Raw genomic sequence first — 16,451 nt, 5'->3', positions numbered from 1 at the left:
ATCCTTTGGCGTGCCGCGTGGCACGCCCGACGGGCTTCGGCCCAGACCAGATCAAGCCAGATCGGTACGGTATCGAGCCGACCGCGGAAGGTCAAGTGGTGACCGCCGCCCCAATCGGCACGATCGATCGCGTCGCAACCGCCCCGCCCGTCGGGGAATTCCTTGCCCCCGAACCGGTTCGGTCAGATGCCGGGGGGAGGACCCTCGTCGATCGTCCAGTCCCGGGATGCTCGCTTTCGGCGGAGCGCGTCGTCCACCAGGGAGCCGAAGGCGCGGCGGCGGCGGCGGTCGCCGTCGGAGGCGGCGGCCGGCTTGGCCCCTTCGATGCGTCGGGTTACGGAGTCTCGCTTGCGGCGCTTCTTGTTGGAGGCCATGAGCGTTGGTCCCGTCGAGATGTCTGGAATCTCCGAACACCAGACGAGCCGGCGACGACCAAGGTTCGCGGGACGAGGCGCGACCTCCAGGGGGGGCCGGGGGGTGGCATCGAGCGAGGCGGGTTCAAGACTTGCGGCGGCGGGTGCGGTTCTTCAGCCCCTGGCTGACCGGAACGGCAGGATCAGGAGGAGCGACGGGAGCGGGAGGCACAGCGGGGGTTTTGGGGGCCGCCGATTGGGTTGAGGACGGTTTTGTGACCGGGGTCGGCGTGGCCAGGAGGCGGCGGGCGAGCGAGGCGACGGCGGCGGGGGAGCGGTCCTCGTCGAGGGGGACATACGCGGTCCGGGCGTCGGCGATCCGGACGGTCGAGGGGGGATGACGTTTGGCGAGGGCCTCGATGCGCTTCGGGTTGCGGTAGGTGAGGACGAGGAAGGCGTCCTCGACGTGCAGGCGGGCGATCATCCAGTGCTCGGCGAGGATGCGCAACTCGGCCTCGGCGAGCAGGTGCTCGGCGGGCTTGGGCAACGGGCCGAAGCGGTCGATCAGCTCCTGCCGGAAATCGGCCAGGCGTTCGAGGCTGCGGAGGCGGCCGACGCGGCGGTAGAGCTCGACCTTGAGCTTGTGCGACGGGACGTAGTCGGCCGGGAGGTAGGCTCGCCAGGAGAGTTCGATCGAGCAATCGTACCGGGGGCGTTCCCCCTTGCCGGTCAGGGAGCGGACGGCCCCTTCGAGCAAGGAGCAATAGAGTTCATAGCCGACGGCCTCGATGTGGCCGGACTGCTCGGAGCCGAGGATGTTGCCGGCCCCCCGGATTTCGAGGTCGCGGAGCGCGATCTTGAAGCCGGCGCCGAGGTCGGTGAATTCCTCGATCGCCTTGAGGCGGCGGACGGCGTTGGGGGTGACGGCCTTCGCTTCTTCAAGGATCATGTAGGCGTACGCACGATGCTTGAAGCGGCCGACGCGGCCGCGGAGCTGGTGCAGGTCGGCCAGGCCGTAGCGGTCGGCCTCGTGGATGAAGATGGTGTTGGCGTTCGGGATGTCGAGGCCGGACTCGATGATGGTGGTGGCGACGAGGATGTCGGCCTCGTGGCGGACGAAGGTCATCATCGCCTTTTCGAGCTGGTCGCCGGTCATCTGGCCGTGGCCGATGATGATCCGGGCGTCGGGGACGAGTTGCTGGATGCGGTCGGCGACGGCCTGGATGTCGTAGACCTTGTTGTGGACGAAGTAGATCTGGCCGTCGCGGTTCAGCTCGCGCTGGATGGCCTGGCGGATCATCTGGTCGTCCCATCGGGTGATCCGGGTCTCGATCGCCTTGCGGTCGGGGGGAGGGGTTTCGAGGTTCGAGATGTCCCGGATGCCGAGCAGGGCCATGTGCAGGGTGCGGGGGATGGGGGTGGCCGAGAGGGTGAGGATGTCGACGGTGGCGCGGAGGGACTTGAGCCACTCCTTGTCCTCGACGCCGAAACGCTGCTCCTCGTCGATGACGATCAAACCCAGATCCTTGAACGCGACATCCTTCTGCACGAGTCGATGGGTGCCGATGAGGATGTCGACCTGGCCGGCGGCGGTGTCCTTGAGGACCTGTTTGATCTCGGACTTGGGGCGGAAGCGGTTGACGACCTCGATGCGGAAGGGGAACTCGGCCATCCGCTTGCTGAACGAGCGGTGGTGCTGCTCGGCGAGGACGGTGGTGGGGACGAGCACGGCGACCTGCTTGCCGGCGTCGGCGGCCTTGAAGGCGGCGCGCATGGCGACCTCGGTCTTGCCGTAGCCGACGTCGCCGCAGATGAGGCGGTCCATCGGCCGGGCCTGGGCCATGTCGCGCTTGATGGACTCGATGGCGGAGAGCTGGTCGGGGGTCTCCTGGTAGGGGAAGGCGGCCTCGAACTCGGTGAGCCAGTGGGAGTCGTCCTCGGGATACGCGATGCCGGGCTTGCTGGCGCGCTCGGCCTGGAGGTCAATCAGATCCTGCGCGAGATCGACGACGGCCTCGGCCACGCGCTTCTTGCGCTTCTCCCAGGAAGTGGTGCCGATCTTCGAGAGGGGGGGGTCGACCTTGCCGCCGCCGACGTACTTCTGGACGAGGTCGATCTTGGCGATCGGGATATAGAGCCGCGTGCCTTCGGCGAATTCGAGGACGAGCTGTTCCTCGGCATAGCCGCCTGACTCTCGCTCCTTGTCCACGAGCTGCAAACCGCGATAGCGGGCGATCCCGTGGTTGAGGTGGACGACGAGGTCCCCTTCGTTCAGGTCGAGGAAGCTGTCGATCGCCCGGCTTTCGTAGCGGCGACGGCCGGTGCCGCGGCGGACCTCGGTGCGGTCGAACAGCTCGTGATCGCCGATGACGAGCAATTCTGCGTCGATGAGATGGAAGCCGGAGCGGACGCGGCCGACGGTCAGGTCGAGGCGACCGTCTCGGACGAGCGCCGTGTCGGCGAAGACCTCGCCCAGGCGTTCGACCTCCGCGGCGTTGTGGCAGGCAATGAGGACGCGGTGGCCGGCGGAGGCGGTGTCCAGCTCGGCCTTGACCTTCGACAGTTCGCCCGAGAAGCGTTCGACGCTCTCGACCCGGAGGCGGCAGGTGGTTTCGAGGCTGGCAGAGGCGACGGCCGAGAGGGCAATCGAAGGCCGTTCGGTGAGGCGCTTGAAGGTGCCGTTGACGGTGAACAGGCCGCGGCGATTCTCGACCCGGCCGAGGTAGTGCCCCCCCTGCTCTTTCAGGTCGTCCGGCTCGACGAGGGCGACCCACGAGCCTTCGGGGAGGTAATCGGCGAGATGGCCGAGGGCGTCGGGGGAGTGATCGGCCGAGGCGACGGGGGCGGTGAGTGAGACGGCGTCGAGCGTGCCGAGCGAGCGCTGGGATTCGGGGTCGAAGGGGCGGATCGACTCGACGTCGTCGCCGAAGAACTCGACGCGGACCGGCTCGGCGCGGTCGGGGGAGAAGGCGTCGAGGATGCCGCCGCGCAGGCTGAACTCGCCGGCGACCTCGACCACCTCCACGCGGGTCATCCCCCGCTCCACGAACCAGGCGATCAGGTCCTCCACCGGGATCGTCTCGCCCACGCGGAGGGTCCGAGAGGCCCGGGCGAGGGCCTCGGGGGTCGGGACGGGCTGCATCAATGCCTGGAACGAGGCGGCGAGGATGCGCGGGGGGTCGTCGAGCAGTTGCCGGGCGATCCGGAGGCGCCTGGCGAGGGTTTCATCGCCGGGCTTGGCCTGGCTCGGCGGCTTCTCCCAGGCAGGGAGGACGGCGACGGGGAGGCCGGAGAAAGTGCTCAGGTCGTCGGCGAAGTCGTCCACGTCGCCGACGTGAGGGATCGCGACGAGCAGCGTCTTCGGCGTGTGCCAGCCCAGCGCGGCGGCGGCCAGCGGGGCGGCCGAGCCCCAGGCGCCGTCGATCGTGGCCCCGCGGTTGTTCTTCAGGGCGGCGAGGACCTCGGGGAAGCCGTCGGCGGTCTGGATCAGGCGGGTGAGGTCGGTGAGGGCACGGGGATCGGCGAGCGATCGGGCGGAGGGGGCGTCGGGCATCGTTCCCTCGATGGATCGGCGAAGCGGGGCCAGGCCGCGGGCATTCGGGGGTTTATTGTAGGCAGGGGGCCCGCTTTCGCCCACGCAGATTCGGGGCCGGGGTCGCCAGGGGGCGCTGGGCGTTCGGGAGCCACGGAGGAGGAGAGAGGGAGGTTTTGAGCCACGGATGGAACCCGGATCGAACACGGATGAGGAGGAAAGGATTGGGGGTGGTCGGGTCGGCGGATCCGGGATCGAGATCAAGAGGGCCGGAAGGAGGCACACGTCACCGATCTTCGGAATCCGTGTTCCATCCGTGGCCTCGAATTCCGTCACCGCGGGGAAAGGCCCGGTTAAGCGGAGGAGGCGGGCTCGTCCTCGGCGGCCAGGCGGAGGCCGACGGGGAGGGCGTCGCCGAGGGCGACCCCCTGGGCGCGGGAGCGCAGTTCGTGGAACTCGCGCACGGGGGCCAGGGTCTCGTCGTCGGCGCCGAGGGAGGAGAGACGGTCGAGGACCTGGGAGCGGAGGGTGTCGTCGAGGTCGCGGGCGCGGTCGCGGGAGACGCGGGAGATCTGGGAGAGGGCGAAGATCAGGTCGTCACGCTCGCGGTCGGACGAGGGGTCGACGGAAAGGAGGGAGGAGGTCCAGCGCTCGGCGACGTCCTTCGAGACGGCGGTATTGGCCGGGCCGTAGAGGGGCATCCGGGCGCCGAGGCGGCCGAGGGACCAGAGGGCCGATCGGGGGGCGTGGGGGCGGCCGACGACCTTGGAGAGGACATCGCCGAGGCCGACCTTGAGGGAGGGCTCGAGCCGTTCCAGGGCGGCGGCGCAGCGCCACATCTCGGCGATCTCGTGGCCTTCGGGCTTCGGGCGGTTGAGCTTCTTCGAGGCCGGTCCGGCCCCCCCCTTGCCGGGGAGGAGGAAGGGGGCAAGGCGTCGGTAGATCTCGTCGTGGTGGGCGCGATTGAGGCCGGCGGCGACCCGTCGCCAGAGGACCCACCACTCGACCCAGCATTGCAGGTCCTTCGCGTGGATGACCCCCTGGTGGAAGGTCGGCCAGAGGGCCTTCATGCGGACCGGGTCGAGCGGGTAGCCGGTGCCGGGGCGGAGGCAGTAGCCGGCGAGGTTCAGCCAGCGCTGCTCGTGGCGGGGGGAGCGTTTGCGGTCGGCGGCGAGGTCGCGGAGCGGTTCCCAGAGGGCGCGGAGGGCCGAGGGGGGCCAGTCGTCCCGGGAGAGGTCGAGCACCTCTTCCAGGCGCTTGACGAGGCGGGCGGCGCCGTGCTCGGCCTGGGGGTCGGGGGTCTCGAAGGCGAGGCGGACGGCGGAGACGGCGGCATCGACGAGGGATTGTTCGAGGATGTCCTGTTCGGCATCGGCGTCGAGGTCCGATGCGGGGGCGTTGCCGGAGGCGGGGTTGCGGAACTGGATCTGGAGCCTCCAGCGGCGGTCGTCGGTGCGGGCCTGGCACCAGAGTTCGAGGGTGCCGATCTCGGTGACGAGCGCGGCCAGGCTGACGGGCACGCGCTCGCTCTTCGCCTTGCGGCCGACCCGCATCACGCTGGCGAGCGGGGGGAGGTCGAGGATCGAATTCGGGTCGTGCGGCACGAGGTCGCCCGGCTTGTCCTGCGGCCGGACGGAGCTGCTGGCCAGGGGGAACAGGACGGGGCGATCGACGAGGAGTTCGAAGTTGCGGTCCTCGATGTGGAACTCGTCCCCTTCCTGGGCGTCTCGGGGGACGGTGCAGAGCCAGGGAGGTGCGACCCCGCCGTCCTGCGCCTGGAGGCCGATGTAGAAGGACCGGGCCGTGCCGCCGCCGATCCGGATGCCGCCGCCGCGCCGGACGACCCCGTAATAGGCCGCCCCCTGGGCGACGGCCAGGTCGAGCGAGTCGTTCGAGAGGACGCGGGGGGCGTAGGCCCCGTCCGGCTCGTCCGGGAACCAGGAGGTGACGACCGAGACGATCCGATCGCGGACGACCTGGGGTGTGAGGGCACCGCCGTTGAAGAGGATGGCGTCGGGCCGGGCGGGGCGGGAGTCGGCGTCGGGGGGGTGGCCGTCGGGCAGGATCGCCTCACCTCGGTGGCGACGGAGGAAGGCGGCCAGGTGCTTCGGGATGGCCGGATCGCTGACGTAAGGGAGTCCGAACTCCTGGAAGCCGGCACGGGCGGAACGGTCGGGCTCGGTGGTGCGATCGACGCTCGGGAAGAAGCCGTCGATGGCGACGGCGCGGACCTCGTCGCGCGAGAGTTCCGACTTCAGGCTGCCGCCGATGACGCGGGAGCCTCGGCCGGGGATGGTGACGGGGACGCGGTCGGGGCCTCCGGAGGAAAGGAGCTGCTCCTTGGCCGATCGGCAGGAGAAGCGGAGGGCGCTCCATTGCTCGGCGTCGAGGCGAGGGCCGCCGAGCTTCCCCTCGACCAGGTGGGCGAGGGCCAGGTCGATGTTGTCGCCGCCCAGGAGCAGGTGGTCGCCGACGGCCACGCGGCGGAAGCCGGGGCCGGTGGGCGTCTCGATGACGGTGATCAGGCTGAAGTCGGTCGTGCCGCCGCCGATGTCGAAGACGAGGATCAGCTCGCCCGCCTTCACCTGCTTCTGCCAGCCGGATTGGTGGGTGACGATCCAGCAGTAGAAGGCGGCCTGCGGTTCTTCGAGCAGGGTGAGGTGTTTCAACCCGGCGCGTTTGGCGGCCTCGACGGTCAGCTCGCGGGCGGCCTCGTCGAAGGAGGCGGGGACGGTGAGGACGATCTCCTGCTCCTGGAGCTTCGACGCCTCGTCGCCGCCGGCGACCTGGTGGTCCCAGGCGTCCCGGATGTGGGCGATCAGGGCGGCGGAGGCCTCGACGGGAGAGAGGCGGGGGACGTCCTCGGGGCTCCCCCACGGCAGGATGGCGGCCTCGCGGTCGACCCCGGCGTGGCAGAGCCAGCTCTTGGCGCTGGCCACGAGTCGGGCGGGGACGCGGGCCCCTTGCGATCGGGCGAACTCGCCGATGATCCGGGGAGGCCCGTCCGCCCAGGGGAGGTCCGAGGCGCCTGGGGGGAGCTCCGGCCCGGCGGGCAAGTAGAGGAACGAGGGGAGCATCGGCCTCGGCCGGGTTTCGCCCGGGGCGACGAGCTGAGGCACCGGGAACGGCTGGATGGCGGCCGAGGGCCGGGCCTTCCCCTTCGTGTCGACGAAGGCGACCGCGCAATTGGTGGTCCCGAGGTCAATCCCCACAATGTATCGCGAGCGAGCCATACGACAGGACCATCCCAATCGGCGAGGAAGAAGGCGTCAATCAACGCGGGGCGAGCACGAAATCGACCGTCGCGAGCATGTCGTATTCTACCCCGATCGGGGCGAGGGTGACCCCCGAGTCTGCAATCGAGGGGGTCGACCGGGACGTTTCGGGGGGCCCAGGGGCGTGGCGAGTCCGAATCGAGCGTTGAGCCGGCGTGCGGGTCCGAGTACAGTGGCAAGCGACTCCGCATCGCACCGAAGGAGCCCGTCTCGATGACCCATCGGAAGCTGCCGGCCGTCCTGGCCCTCGCCGTGACCCTCCACCTGACGCCGATCGACGCGACCGCCGAACCCCCTCCGTCCGACGAGGACGGCTGGCGCGTCCTGTTCGACGGGACCTCTCCTGGAGGCTGGCGCAACGGCGACGGGACCCCGTACGACGGCCCCATCGAGGACGGCACCCTCCAGGTCTTCCGCAACGGCGGGGCGTTCGTCTATCACGAGGACGTGTTCGAGGATTTCATCCTCCGGTGCGAGGTGAAGCAGGACACCGAGACGACCAACTCGGGCATCTTCGTGCGGCTCGTCGACCCGAAGACGCACCACGGCCCGCCGTCCCGGAACCCGAGGACGGGGTTCGAGTGCCAGGTCGGCCCGGGGGGGACCGGCATTCACAGCTTCGGCGCGATCTATGACCTGGTCCCGGCGGCCTCGGACGTGGCGAAACCGGCCGGGGAGTGGAACGAGGTCGAGATCCGCTGCGAAGGCCCGAGGGTCGCGATCACCGTCAACGGCACCGAGACCGCGAGCCTGGACGCCGAGGAGTGGACCGAGCCTGGCCGACGCCCGGACGGCTCGCGGCACAAGTTCCTGACGGCGATCAAGGACCATCCCCGCGTCGGTCATGTCGCCTTCCAGGACCACGGCGCACGGGCCTGGTATCGCAACGTCAGGATCAAGGACCTGAAGGCCGATCGATCGGGGGACGATCGCTCCCCGTGACGCCGCAGGCGCCGGTGCGTTTTGTGTTCTTGGAATCGCGGAACGGAGTTCGGCATCCCATGAGCGAGACGGACACCCCCATACCGCCGACCGAGGCCGACCCCCGGTTCCCGTCCGGCCCCTGGGTCGGCTTCTTCCTCCAGAAGGAACTGCCCGGCCGTCACGGGATGGAGCTGCACCTGACGTTTCGCCAGGGCGTTTTGTCGGGAGAAGGGCGCGATCGGGTCGGCCTGTTTTTGGTCCGGGGCCGTTACTCGCTGGAAGACGGCTCGTGCCACTGGGTCAAATCCTACGTCGGCCGCCACGACGTCTTCTATTCGGGTTTCAACGAAGGCAAAGGGATCTGGGGGACCTGGGAGATTGCTCCCATTCACAAGGGGGGATTTTACATCTGGCCCGAAGGGATGCCCGACCCCACGCAGCAGCGGCTCAAGGCCGAGGCCGACGTCCCCGCCCCGGGAGACCCGGCCGAGGTCCCCGAGGAGGAGCCGATCCCGGCCGGGGCAGGCATGGAGTAATCGACCGGGGAGCCGAGACACGACTCAGAGGCCCTGCTTCTTCAGGCGGTAGGGCAAGACCTTCACGCCGAGCGTCTGCCGGAGCGGGGCCAGGGCTGCGCGCAGGGCGGTGGTCGGGCCTGCGGCCTCGTCGTCCTCGACGGTGTAGACGTGGTCGCCCTTGCCGAGTCCGAGCGATGAGATCAGGGCCGCCGCCTGGTCACGTTCCCGAGCCTCGGCCGAGGGGGCGATCGATCCGGGCCAGATCAAGAGGCTTACGGCAATGCGAGCGGCCCGGGCCTCTGCGATCAGCCGGCGGAGCCCATCGAGAGGGGCGATGGGAAGGGCCGGGTCGGAGACGGCCCCGAATGCCAGGCCGAAGGTCACGCGACGCAGGCCGAGCCCCTGGTATCGGGCCCAGGCGGCGGCATCGGGCACGGGGCCGTCGGCCGCGCCGAGCATGACGTGAATCCCCTCGCGATGCGGGCGATCGACGGGCAGATCCGAACGCCTCGCGGGCGCGGGGGACTCGGCGAGCGGGAAGGTGCTGGTCGCGATCCGGAGGAACGCTTCGACCTCCTCGGGGGGGCGCCGCAACACGTCGGGGCCGGCCAGGAACAGGTTGCGATACGGGACGATCCCTCGCCCCAGCAGGTCGGCCACGGCGCGGCAATGGGCGGCGAACGCCTCGGGAGATCGGGCTTCGGCCCCGTCTCCTGATGCTGAAGGATGGGTCGCTTGCAGTACGAGGGCATCCTGGCTGTCGGGGGGGAGGATGGGAAGAGGCCCATAGGTGTCGGCGAAGGATCGGCGGTGCTCGGCCCAGCGATCGGCATCCCATCGCGTGATTCGGGAGAGCATCGCCCGGAGTCGATCGGCCTCGATCGATCGCGCGGGGGCGGGAGGAGGGACCAGGGACACGGCTCCCGAGTCGAGCCGGTCGATCAGGTCGAGGGCCATCCGGCGGATCGACTCGTCGAGGGCGGCGGCCTCGGTACCGTCGAGGGTCCGGCGATCGAGGAGCATCTGATGATTGACCCGGGGCCGGTCGATCGCCTGGGTCGAGCCGTCGAGCCGTCGAATCAAATGACTGGGATCGACGTAGCAGCGCAGCCATCGGCCTTCGAGGTCGAAGTGGTAGCTTGGATCGTCCCCGAAATAGAGCGAACATGCGCCGTGTTTGACGCCGAAAAAGATGAGGAGGTCATCGCGCGGCCGGAGCCCGACCCGATCGGGGTAGAGGGCACCGGAACGGAGGAGGGCCTGGGCCTCGGTCTCGGCCTGGGACATGGCGAGGGGCTCCCCGGCCGCGGGGCCGGTCGAGAATCTTCGGGAAATCGGGCTCAACAGGAACGAGCCGATCGATTATAGAAATCCTGCGACGAGCCCGAAGGGTCTGGAATTCCGCCAGATCCCGCTCGGGATCGGGCGGCCGGGGTTGTCCACCCCGAGCAAGGATGCGATCGCCGCCCCGCATCGCAGTGACCCCCAGGGAGGGAACCGTTGGACGCTCCCGCAACGCTTGCCGAAGCCCCCCACGAAGGTCGTCGTCGACTGCCCTGGCGGGAGGCTGCCCTCATTGGTCTCCTGGCGTTGACCCTGAACCTCGCCGGCAATGGCCGGGCGAGCCTCTGGGACCGTGACGAGCCGCGCTATGCCGGCTGTACGCGGGAGATGCGCCAGAGCGGCGACCTGATCCAGCCGACGTTCAACGCCGAGCCGCGCTATCACAAGCCTGTCCTGATCTACTGGCTGATGCTCGGCGGCACGGCGATCGGGGGGGATAATCCGTTCGGCGCCCGGCTCGCCTCGTCGCTGGCGGGGACGGCCAGTTGCCTCCTGATCTGGGGGTTCGGCCGCCGGCTGTTCGGGCCGGCGCAAGGCCGATGGGCGGCCCTGGCCCTGGCGACGGCCCCCATCATGGTGGCCGAGTCGAAGCTGGCGACGACGGACGCGACCTTATTGCTCTGGCTGATCGGCGCGCAGTGGTCGGTCTGGGAACTGAGCCAACGGCCGAGCCGATGGCTGACGGCGGCCTTCTGGTCGTGCCTGGCGCTCTCGGTCCTGACCAAGGGGCCGGCGGGCCCGGTCATCCTGACCTCGGCCGCCATCATGACCTGGTGGTGGGGCGGGCCGACGGCCGGGTATCGCCGATTGATCGGGCCGCTCTGGCCCGATGCGTCGGGCCTGGATGAGGGCCTGCGGTTCCGCGAGGCCATCGCCCGGGGAGGCCTGGCCGGCCTGGTGGCGGTGCCCGCCACGATGATCGCGCTGACGCTCCGGGTGACGGGCCGATGGTTCGTCAGGAACTGGGGATTCCTGCTGTTCCTGGCGATCGCGGCCCCCTGGTATGTCGCCATCGGGATCCTCAGCGACGGGTCGTTCTTCAGCGTGGCCTGGGGCTACCACGTCGTGAAGCGAGCGACCGAGGCCATCGAGACGCACGGCGGCTTCCCGGGTTACTACGCGGTCCTGACCCTCCCCTTGCTCTACCCCTGGTCGGCCTTGCTGCCGGCCGGCCTGGTGGGCCTCTGGCGGCAGCGGAGGCAGATGCCCGAGGCGGCGTTTGTGCTGGGGTGGATCATCGGCCCGCTGCTGCTGCTCGAAGTGATGCGGACGAAGATCATCCACTATTACCTGCCCGCCTATCCGGCCTGTGCCCTGGCGGTGGGGTGGCTGATCGTCGCCCTCTCGCGGTCGGAACTGAACCTGAGGCGATGGACGCTCGGCAGCACCTCGCTGGGCCTGCTCGCCGGGGTCGGGATCGCGCTGAGTGTCGGCGGCCTGGCGGGCGCGGTCGCCCTGCCGGGGGCCCTGCGGTGGCCGAGCCTCGCGGCGGCGGTGGTGATCGGCCTGGGCACGCTTTACTCCGTCGATCGCCTGCGGAACGGGGCGACCGAACGGGCGGCGGCGAGCCTGGTCGGGTCGTGGGCGGTGGTCTTGCTGATCATGGGGGCCTGGTTCCTGCCGTCGGTCGAGCCGTATCGCCTGCCGCAGAAGGTGGCGAAGGCGCTCGACCAGATCGAGCGGACCGAGGGGGCCGTGCCGGTCCTGGCGTCGTTCAAGCCGCCGGGGATCATCTATTCGATCGGCTACCCGATCCCGGAACTGCTGGGCCGGGTGGATGCCGACAACTTCGCCCGACGCACGGGGGCTTTGGTTTCGGCCTTGATGCCCCTGGAGCTGGAGATGCTCCGGAATCACCCCCGGCTGGACGTCGAAATCCGAGGCGAGGTCGAGGGGTTCAACGTCGAGCGGTTCCGGAACGAGGAGTTGACCCTGGTCGTCATCCGACCGAAGCCGGGGACGACGTCACCCGACGGCGGCCCGGTGCCGGCCGTCGCCCGGGGCCGAGAGACCCTGGAGTCGCTCCGCATAAAGTGAACGGAGCTGATCGACCATCGTCTCCTGCCGGAACTGATCGGCGAACCGGCGACGGCCCTCACGCCCGAGGGCCGCTCGCCGGTCGGCGTTCCCGGCCAGGTCGAGGATCGCCGAGGCCAGCCGATCGCGGTCGAGGAAGGGCACGAGGATGCCCGTCTCCGGCAGGACGACCTCTCGCGCGCCGTCCACGTCATAGCTGATCGCCGGTCGGCCGACGATCAAGCCCTGGGGCAAGACCCTCGCCAGCCCTTCCCGATAGCTCGGGTGCAACACCACGTCGCAGGCGTTGAGCAACTCCGGGATGCGATCCGGCGGCACGAGGCCGGTGAAGCGGATCGCGTGGCGGATGCCGAGCCGATCGGCCTCGGCTTCGAGCCGGTCGCGGAGGATGCCGCTGCCGATCCAGACGAAGCGGACGTCCGGATTCTGCCGGAGCACCAGGGGGGCGATGTCGAGGATGTCCTCGTGCCCCTTGCGCTCGAACAATCGGGCGACGGTGGCGAAGGCGACCTCGTGATCGGCCAGGCCCAGCTCTCCGCGCACTTCGTCGCGGGGCCGGGGCGGATGGAGGAACGGCTCGACCTCCATGCCGCTGTAGACCGTCGTGAACTGCTCGGGGACGCCGACCCCGGCGGCGAGGGCCTGCTCGGTCATGGCGTCGCAGACGCTGACGATCGCGTGGCACCGCTTCGCCGCCCAGCGCTCCAGGCCGATGTAGAGCCGATTGCGCCAGGGCGTCTCCGACGGCCCGAAGGGCAGGCCGTGGATCGTGTGGACGACGAGCGGCACCTTCTCATCCCAGGCGGCGGCCCGGCCGATGATCCCGGCCTTCGAGCTGTGGGTGTGGACGACCTCTGGCCGGAGCCTTCGGATCGCCCGGCGGAGTTTCTGATAGGCGTTCCAGTCGGTGCCCGGTCGGATCGCCCGGACGAGTTCGGGCATCAGTTCGACCTTCAGCCCCTGCCGCTCGGCGCGGTCGAACAGGTCCCCCTCGGGGCCCTCGGCGGGGCCGGTGATGAGGGTCACGTCATCGCCGTGGCGGTGGTGCAACCCCTCGACGGTCAGGAGGGTGTTCTCCTGGGCGCCTCCGAGGATCAGGCGCGTGATGACGTGGACGATGCGCATGGAGACGAGGCGTCAGGGCCTCTCCTGGTTCGTGGTGGGACGTTCGCCGTCGTACCGGACATAGAGCAGGAACAGCCCTTGCGGCGGGGCGGTGGGGCCGGCGTCTCGGCGAGCCTGCGCGGCGAGGGCCTCGGCGGCGAAGGCTTCGGGGCGTCGGCCGCTGCCGATCAGGACGAGCGTGCCGGTGATCGCCCGGACCATATTGTACAGGAAGCCGTCGGCCTCGACCTCGACATGCACCAGGTGCTCGTGACGCGAGACCGCGATGTCGAAGATCGTGCGGACGCTGGTCTGGCGGTTCGGCCACTCGGTCTCGAAGCTGCGGAAGTCGTGCGTCCCCTTCAGCGCCTGGGCGGCGCGGTGCATCCGGGGGGCGTCGAGCGGGTGGCCGACGTGCCAGCAATAGTGCCGCCGGAACGGGTCCGGGATCCGGGCATTGTCGATCACGTAGCGATAGCGTTTGCTCGTCGCGCTGAGGGTCGCGTGGAAGTCGGGCGGGACGTCCTCGGCATCGAGGACCCGGATCGATCGCGGGAGCTTGGCGTTGATGGCCCGGATGAGGACCTCGGCGGTCAGGGTCGTCTCGGACGTGAAGGTGACGACCTGGCCGATCGCGTGGACCCCGGCATCGGTCCGGCCGCTGGCCAGGGTCGTCGGCCGATCGCCGAGGATCTGCTCAATCGCCGATTCGAGTTCCCCCTGGATCGTGGGATGCCCCGGCTGGCGCTGCCAGCCGTGATATCCGGCGCCGTCGTAGCAGAGGGTGAGCTTGATGTTCCGCATCGTTACGGGTGGGGGAAGGCGTGCGAATGGTCGCGGAGGGATCGTTGTCGATCCGCTGGAACACGGTGATTCACCAACTCGCCCACTTCCCACTCACTCATGCTCATATTCCAAAATCGCTCGAATATCTCGTGCCGCGTGCAGGACGCGGATGACCTCGATCCCGCCTTCGATGGTCAGGTAGAAGATCAGATAATTGCGGAACCGCTTGACCTGGCTGCATCGGAGCCCGTCCAGGCGTGGGTTCTCAACTTCGTAAGGAGAACCGATTCCGGGCGAAGCAGCCAACATCGCCATGGTGGTTTCGACGGCCAGGCGAAACCGATGGGCGGCATCGGGATTTCGCTCCCCGATGTAAGCGTAACACGCGGCCAGGTCGAAGCGAGCGACCGGCCGCTTGAGGATGATCCCCTCGTTCATCGGGGGCGTTTCGCCTTGCGCTCGGCGATGAGCCGCTGCCCTTCCCGCTCGACTTCATCCCAATCGTCGGGGGTCATCGGCGTGGCAGGCCCCGAATCCAGCCCCTGGATGAGCAGGGATTCGACCCGACTTCGCTCCCTGGCCTGCTCGGCCTCGCGCTGCCTGAGCAGATCAAGGGCTTCGTCCACCACATCATCCTCGGACGCATATTTCCCGCTTTGCATCTGGGAACGAATAAAGGGCTCCCAGCGTTCCGAGACGTGTATCTTCATGAAAGGCTGCCTCCACTCCCGCCAAGACTACCACTCGCCTTCTCAATTGCCAAGCGGCGCCAACTGATGCACGCTTGCTCGCCTCGCTGCTTCGAGTTCGCCCTGGACCGCCCCTGCTGGCGCTGCCAGCCGTGGAATCCGGCGCCGTCGTAGCAGAGGGTGAACTTGATGTTCCGCATCGTCACGGGTGGGGGAAGGCGTGCGAATGGTCGCGGAGGAATCGTTGGGCCTCCTCAACGATAGCCCGATCACTCTGCGCCTGGAGCTCGTGCCAGTCCTCCCAATCAGCCAATTGGCGATCCTCGTCGAGCGAGACGAACGGGAGGATCGGATCGCAATGGGACCAGTGCTTCATGGCGAGTTGCCGAAGACCCCAGGCAGCAAGGGCGGGAGAGGTCGTCCCATCAAGGACCTGCATCGACCGCCAGCAACCGACGCCAATGAGGGCCTCTTCGACGCTGGGACGTTTCAGACCAAGCGTCCTGAGCCCGCGTTCGAAAATTGGTTCAACCTCCCGGATCAAAGGGTCCTTCAGGCCAACGAGGACGCAGAATTCATCACACCAGCGTTCTTGGTCCAGGGCATGCTCGGCGATGGCAACCACCTCCTCCCCGCTCAGGTCGTTGAGCACGAGGCGACAGCAGGCCGCGTCGAGGTCGAGCGGGTGGGAGGTCATGCCGATCGTCCGTCCGAAAGGCGGTCAGGAATTGACGGGGGAGAGCTTCACCAGTTCCTCGGCGATCTGCACCGCGTTCGTGGCGGCGCCCTTGCGGAGGTTGTCGCTCACGCACCAGAACAAAAGGGCATCGGCGCGGCTCGGATCTTGCCGGATGCGGCCGACGAAGACGTCGTCGTGGCCTTCGGCGTCGGCGGCGAGGGGGTACTGGTTGTGCTCGGGGTTGTCGAGCACGGTGACGCCGGGGGCCTTGGCCCAGAGGGATCGGGCGTCGTCGGGAGTGATCGGGCGGTCGAACTCGACGAGGATCGACTCGCTGTGCGAGAAGGGCACTGGGACGCGGACGCAGGTGGGGACGACCTCGATCGAGGCGTCTCCCATGATCTTGCGAGTCTCGTCGATCATCTTCCGCTCCTCCTTGGTGTAGCCGTCGGGGAGGAAGACGTCGATGTGAGGCAGGCAGTTGCCGGCGATCGGGTGGGCGAACTTCGACGGCTCGGGCCAGTCACGCTTCTGGACGAGGGCTTCGAGCTGTTCTTCCAGCTCGACGAGGCCGCTCTGGCCGGCGCCGGAGACGGATTGATAGGTGCTGACGACCACCCGGCGGATGACCGCGGCGTCGTGCAGGGGCTTCAGGGCGACGACCATCTGGATGGTCGAGCAGTTGGGGTTGGCGATGATCCCCTTGTGCTTCGGGATGTCGTGCGCATTGACCTCGGGGACGACGAGGGGGACGTCGGGGTCCATCCGGAAGGCGCTGGAGTTGTCGACCACGACGGCCCCGGCCGCGGCGGCGATGGGGCTCCACTGGCGGGAGACGGAGCCGGGGACGCTCGACAGGACGATGTCGATGTCGCGGAACGCCTCCTCGCGGATCGGCTCGACGGGGAGATCCTGCCCACGGAACCGGGCGGTCCGGTTGGCCCCGGCCGAGCGTTCCGAGGCGAGGCAGGTGAGCGATTGGACCGGAAACGCGCGCTCCTCCAGCAATCGAATCATGCGTTCTCCGACGGCCCCGGTGGCCCCGACCACAGCAACGCGCTTCACGGCAAATCGCTCCTCTCGTCCTGGTCTGTCTGAGAATCTCAACAAGCGCCGATCGGCGCTTCGGGCCGGTCGCGTCGCAACGGATCATTTGAGTTTAGCGGATCGACGGATGCGAAACCACGTCTCCAACGCTCACCTCGGTCGC

13 protein-coding genes are annotated in these 16,451 nt (G+C 68.9%); 3 read left to right on the top strand and 10 right to left on the bottom strand.

Annotation, left to right across the window (positions count from 1 at the left end):
• Positions 1 to 182: 182 nt before the first annotated feature.
• The 3 genes from AB1L88_RS18575 to AB1L88_RS18565 form a co-directional block, all read right to left on the bottom strand.
• Positions 183 to 374 carry a hypothetical protein gene (locus AB1L88_RS18575; RefSeq protein WP_367098182.1) on the bottom strand — a complete coding sequence of 64 codons (192 nt, stop codon included), beginning with the start codon at positions 372 to 374 and terminating at the stop codon, positions 183 to 185.
• A gap of 124 nt (positions 375 to 498) precedes the next feature.
• The gene (mfd, locus tag AB1L88_RS18570) at positions 499 to 3,906 is read right to left on the bottom strand and encodes a transcription-repair coupling factor (RefSeq protein ID WP_367098181.1); all 3,408 of its coding nucleotides are present in this window, start codon (positions 3,904 to 3,906) and stop codon (positions 499 to 501) included.
• A gap of 332 nt (positions 3,907 to 4,238) precedes the next feature.
• Complete coding sequence (locus tag AB1L88_RS18565) at positions 4,239 to 7,118, bottom strand: Hsp70 family protein (protein WP_367098180.1); 2,880 nt, start codon at positions 7,116 to 7,118, stop codon at positions 4,239 to 4,241.
• A gap of 255 nt (positions 7,119 to 7,373) precedes the next feature.
• Between AB1L88_RS18565 and AB1L88_RS18560 the strand changes: the two genes are divergently transcribed.
• Positions 7,374 to 8,102 (top strand): DUF1080 domain-containing protein, encoded by a 729-nt coding sequence (locus AB1L88_RS18560; protein ID WP_367098179.1) that lies wholly within the window; start codon positions 7,374 to 7,376, stop codon positions 8,100 to 8,102.
• Positions 8,103 to 8,161: 59 nt separating this feature from the next.
• Positions 8,162 to 8,620 (top strand): hypothetical protein, encoded by a 459-nt coding sequence (locus tag AB1L88_RS18555; protein WP_367098178.1) that lies wholly within the window; start codon positions 8,162 to 8,164, stop codon positions 8,618 to 8,620.
• Positions 8,621 to 8,644: 24 nt separating this feature from the next.
• Here the strand turns inward: AB1L88_RS18555 and AB1L88_RS18550 are convergent, their stop codons facing one another.
• Positions 8,645 to 9,889 carry a hypothetical protein gene (locus AB1L88_RS18550; RefSeq protein ID WP_367098177.1) on the bottom strand — a complete coding sequence of 415 codons (1,245 nt, stop codon included), beginning with the start codon at positions 9,887 to 9,889 and terminating at the stop codon, positions 8,645 to 8,647.
• Between the two features lie 213 nt (positions 9,890 to 10,102).
• Between AB1L88_RS18550 and AB1L88_RS18545 the strand changes: the two genes are divergently transcribed.
• Positions 10,103 to 11,983 (top strand): glycosyltransferase family 39 protein, encoded by a 1,881-nt coding sequence (locus AB1L88_RS18545; RefSeq protein ID WP_367098176.1) that lies wholly within the window; start codon positions 10,103 to 10,105, stop codon positions 11,981 to 11,983.
• Here AB1L88_RS18545 and AB1L88_RS18540 read toward each other — a convergent pair.
• The 6 genes from AB1L88_RS18540 to AB1L88_RS18515 form a co-directional block, all read right to left on the bottom strand.
• Positions 11,912 to 13,108, bottom strand: a complete 1,197-nt coding sequence (locus AB1L88_RS18540) for a glycosyltransferase family 4 protein (protein WP_367098175.1) — start codon at positions 13,106 to 13,108, stop codon at positions 11,912 to 11,914. The two genes, AB1L88_RS18545 and AB1L88_RS18540, sit on opposite strands and share 72 nt — an antisense overlap.
• 12 nt (positions 13,109 to 13,120) lie before the next feature.
• Positions 13,121 to 13,891, bottom strand: coding sequence for a tRNA pseudouridine(38-40) synthase TruA (truA, locus tag AB1L88_RS18535; protein WP_367098174.1), 771 nt, complete (start codon positions 13,889 to 13,891; stop codon positions 13,121 to 13,123).
• A gap of 93 nt (positions 13,892 to 13,984) precedes the next feature.
• A complete protein-coding gene (locus AB1L88_RS18530; protein ID WP_367098173.1) occupies positions 13,985 to 14,311 on the bottom strand; it encodes a type II toxin-antitoxin system RelE/ParE family toxin in 327 nt (108 codons plus the stop codon).
• Positions 14,308 to 14,583 (bottom strand): type II toxin-antitoxin system ParD family antitoxin, encoded by a 276-nt coding sequence (locus AB1L88_RS18525; protein ID WP_367098172.1) that lies wholly within the window; start codon positions 14,581 to 14,583, stop codon positions 14,308 to 14,310. Before AB1L88_RS18525 ends, AB1L88_RS18530 begins: the two co-directional genes overlap by 4 nt.
• A gap of 181 nt (positions 14,584 to 14,764) precedes the next feature.
• Positions 14,765 to 15,259, bottom strand: coding sequence for a hypothetical protein (locus AB1L88_RS18520; protein WP_367098171.1), 495 nt, complete (start codon positions 15,257 to 15,259; stop codon positions 14,765 to 14,767).
• A gap of 24 nt (positions 15,260 to 15,283) precedes the next feature.
• A complete protein-coding gene (locus AB1L88_RS18515; RefSeq protein ID WP_367098170.1) occupies positions 15,284 to 16,306 on the bottom strand; it encodes an aspartate-semialdehyde dehydrogenase in 1,023 nt (340 codons plus the stop codon).
• Positions 16,307 to 16,451 lie beyond the last annotated feature (145 nt).

The sequence above is a fragment of the Tautonia sp. JC769 genome (assembly GCF_040717455.1).
GTDB lineage: Bacteria > Planctomycetota > Planctomycetia > Isosphaerales > Isosphaeraceae > Tautonia.
This window is presented reverse-complemented; position numbering and strand designations above follow the sequence as displayed.